Origin of the sequence: Corynebacterium sp. MSK047, from assembly GCF_030232285.1 — a bacterium.
Lineage (GTDB): Bacteria > Actinomycetota > Actinomycetes > Mycobacteriales > Mycobacteriaceae > Corynebacterium > Corynebacterium jeikeium_D.
In genome coordinates, this window is record NZ_JASPJI010000048.1 from 1 (window position 1) to 1,714 (window position 1,714).

Annotated in this window: 1 protein-coding gene and 1 pseudogene; both read left to right on the forward strand. The window is 61.0% G+C overall.

From position 1 onward, the window contains the following. Positions 1–294: 294 nt before the first annotated feature. Positions 295–504: pseudogene (locus tag QP981_RS11115) on the forward strand (helix-turn-helix domain-containing protein); the annotation flags it as partial. Positions 505–597: 93 nt separating this feature from the next. Then, positions 598–1,707: an IS30 family transposase gene (locus QP981_RS11120; protein WP_237023766.1), complete on the forward strand. Its 1,110-nt coding sequence runs from the start codon at positions 598–600 to the stop codon at positions 1,705–1,707. Positions 1,708–1,714 lie beyond the last annotated feature (7 nt).

A 1,714-nucleotide genomic window follows, 5' to 3' on the forward strand; every position in this document is an offset into this window, starting at 1 on the left:
GGAGTTGTCAGTGGGTGAATGCGCCACCTCGACTTGGAGGTTGTTGTGGCTGGTCGTTGGACTCCGAAAGATGTGAAGGCTACTTCTGTGGCGCGGCTTGTTGCAGGCGATGATGTCGGCGAGATTGCTCGTGAGGCCGGTGTGGCAGAGGCCACGGTTTATGAATGGGTCAAGCAAGCAGGCGCACTCCCACCGAAGAAGGCGTTGGCACGTGCACGCGACCAGCTCATCAACGAGGCGGTGGCGCTGGTGGCTTCAGGTATGTCGGTACCGGATGCGGCTGCGACGTTAGGCATGTCACCAGGGGCGTTGTACCAGCGGTTGGCGAAAGTCGGTGTGCTCACCGAACTGCAGCAAAAGCCCCGCATCACCCCGCAGCAGAAAGCTGACGCGGTCGCACGGGTGCTGGCTGGTGAGCCGGTTGACAAGGTTGCGGCGGCGTTCGACCGGTCTGCGAATTCGGTGTATCGCTGGGTGCAGCAAGCACGCCAGGAGAAGGCGGGCGGAAACCGTGATGCGTCACAGCGCGCGGACACGCCGGAGGCTTGCACGGTAAAACCACCTGCACACAGCAAAGTTGATTCCGTGCCAGCACCAATGAAAACACAGGCAGGTCACGCGCCTGCCGACTATGCCGAGGACCGTGTGAAAGTCGGCCGCGGAGTCCGACTGTCGTATGAAGACCGCCTGACGATCCAACATGGGTGCAACCAGGGAATGTCAGCCAGACAGATCGGAGCACTTCTGGGGCGCCACCATAGCGTGATCAGCCGGGAAATCGCCCGCAACGGGTGGGAAGTTCCCGGCGAAGACGGTGAGGCCACGGTGTACTACAACGCCCGGCAAGCCGGCCTGGGCGCTAAGGCGCGTGCGCATCGGCCGAAGGTGCGCAAGCTCGACGACAACCCGGCACTTCGTGCTGTGGTGGTGACGTGTCTTGCCCGCCGGTGGTCGCCCGGGCGCATCAGTGTGTGGCTTCAGCATGCTTTCGCCGATGATGAAAGCATGCGTATTTCCCACGAAGCGATCTACAGTGCCTTGTACATCCAGGGCAAAGGCAGCTTGCGCGCCGAGCTTGAAGCGGTGATGAAGACCCAAGATGTGCTCATCCGTGGCGGCAAGCGGCGAAAAGCCCGGCCCCGTAATGCCGGTGTGTTAACGGGTAAGCCGTGGATCAAAGGTGCTGAAATCACCAAGCGCAGCCCAGAGGCTGACGACCGGGCAATCCCCGGGCACTGGGAAGGCGATCTTGTTATCGGCACCGGCGGCAAAAGCGCGCTGATTACCCTGGTGGAGCGCACCAGCCGCTACACCCTGCTTGGTCATCTGCCCACCGAACACACATCGATGACGGTGATTGCAACGATCCAGCAGATGGTCAAAGACCTCAACGCTGAACAGCTCAAGACCATCACCTGGGATCAAGGCGTGGAAATGGCTGAAACCGCACGTGTGCGCATCAAAGACGGCTGCGAGGTGTACTTTTGCGATCCGCACGCGCCGTGGCAGCGGCCGACCAACGAGAACACCAACGGTGAGATCCGCCGCCGGTTCTACAAGAAAGGCACCGACTTCGCCGAAGTAACCCCCGAGCACGTCGCCTGGGTGCAAGACGAACTCAACGACACACCACGACAAGTCCTCGGCGGAGCAACCCCACGTGAGATACTCCAGCAAATATTCAATCGTGGCGCATTAACCGCTTGATCCCGCC